Here is a 1883-nt window from a genome sequence, read left to right on the forward strand (position 1 = left end):
AGACACCGGCCGCGCGCTTCAGATCCAGCGCCACGTCAACGATCATGTCTTCCTGGCCGCCGACCATGCGCCGCTTGCCCAGCTCGACCAGAATGTCGACGGCCTTCAGGCCGTACTTCTTCGCGGCCACTTCGGAATGCCGCAGGAAGCTCGAGTACACGCCGGCGTAACCGAGCGCCAGCGTCTCGCGGTCCACGCGCACGGGACGGTCCTGCAAGGGACGCACGATATCGTCCGCGGCGTCCATCAATGTGTAGAGATCGGTGCCGTGGTGCCAGCCTGCGCGCTCGGCTGCGGCAATAAACACTTCGAGCGGCGCATTGCCGGCACCCGCGCCCATTCCGGCAAGGCTCGCATCGATGCGGTCGCAGCCTTCCTCCACCGCGACGAGGGAATTCGCGACGCCAAGACTCAGGTTGTGGTGCGCGTGCATGCCGGTCTTCGTCTCCGGCTTCAACACGGCCTTCAATGCGCGAAAGCGCGCGCGCACGTCATTCATGTTCATCGCGCCCCCGGAGTCGACCACGTAGATGCACGTCGCGCCGTAGAGCTCCATCTTTTTCGCTTCTACAGCGAGGTTCTCCGGCGTGGTCATGTGGCTCATCATCAGGAAGCCGACTGTGTCCATGCCGAGTTCGCGTGCGTATTCGATGTGCTGCTTCGAGATATCAGCCTCGGTGCAGTGCGTCGCCACCCGCACGATGCGCGCGCCTGCCTGGTACGCGGCCTTCAGATCGTGAATCGTGCCGATGCCGGGCAACAGCAGCGTCGCGATCTGCGCATGCTCGACCACGTCCGCGACCGCTTCGATCCATTCGAGGTCGCTGTGCGCGCCGAAGCCGTAGTTGAAGCTCGATCCTTGCAGGCCGTCGCCGTGTGCGACTTCGATGCTGTCCACCTTCGCGCGGTCGAGCGCGCGCGCGATCTGCTGCACGTTGTCGATGGAATACTGATGGCGGATCGCGTGGCTGCCGTCGCGCAGCGTCACGTCGGAGATATACAGTTTCTTGTCCATGCGAAGAGTCTCCTTAAGCCTGCACGAGCGATTGCGCCATGCGCTCCGCGGTCGCGAGCGCGGCCGAGGTCATGATGTCGAGGTTGCCCGCGTACGCCGGCAGATAGTGCGCGGCGCCCTCCACCTCGATGAACACCGAGGTTTTCAGGCCGCTGAAGCGGCCAAGTCCCGGAATGTTCAGCGGTGCATCGGCGGGGATGACGTCGAACTGCACCTTCTGCTTGAGGCGATAGCCCGGCACGTATGCATGCACAGCGGCGGCCATCGCTTCGATCGATGCTTCCACGCGCGCCTGATCAGCGAGTTCGGACAGCACATAAACGGTGTCGCGCATCATCACCGGCGGTTCGGCCGGATTGAGCACGATGATCGCCTTGCCTTTGGCCGCGCCGCCCACCGCTTCAATCGCCTTCGAAGTGGTTTCGGTAAACTCATCGATATTCGCGCGCGTGCCGGGGCCGGCCGACTTGCTGCTGATCGACGCAACGATTTCGGCGTAATGCACCTTCGCCACGCGCGAGACCGCGGCGACCATCGGAATCGTTGCCTGGCCGCCGCACGTCACCATGTTCACGTTTCGGGCGTCAAGATGATCGTCGAGGTTCACGACCGGCACGCAGTATGGACCGATCGCCGCGGGCGTCAGGTCGATCAGGCGGATGCCCGGCTTGAGCGCGCGCAGGAACGCGTCGTTCTTCACATGCGCACCGGCCGAGGTGGCGTCGAACACGAAGTCGATGTCGTTGAACACCGGCAGACGCGTCAGTCCTTCCACGCCTTCGTGCGTGGTCGCGACGCCGAGCCGCGCGGCGCGCGCCAGTCCGTCGGACGCCGCGTCGATGCCGACCATCGCCGCCATCTCCAGATG

General features: G+C 64.4%; 2 protein-coding genes. Both read right to left on the bottom strand.

Features of this window, described 5'->3' with window-relative positions:
• The coding region (gene dmpG / locus WCA53_RS15295; protein WP_423911783.1) for a 4-hydroxy-2-oxovalerate aldolase at positions 1-1015 on the bottom strand (1015 nt) is incomplete at its 3' end.
• A gap of 13 nt (positions 1016-1028) precedes the next feature.
• A partial coding sequence (locus WCA53_RS15300; protein ID WP_423911786.1) for an acetaldehyde dehydrogenase (acetylating) occupies positions 1029-1883 on the bottom strand: 855 nt, incomplete at its 5' end.

This window comes from Caballeronia sp., from assembly GCF_049581465.1.
In the GTDB taxonomy this organism is placed as follows: domain Bacteria; phylum Pseudomonadota; class Gammaproteobacteria; order Burkholderiales; family Burkholderiaceae; genus Caballeronia.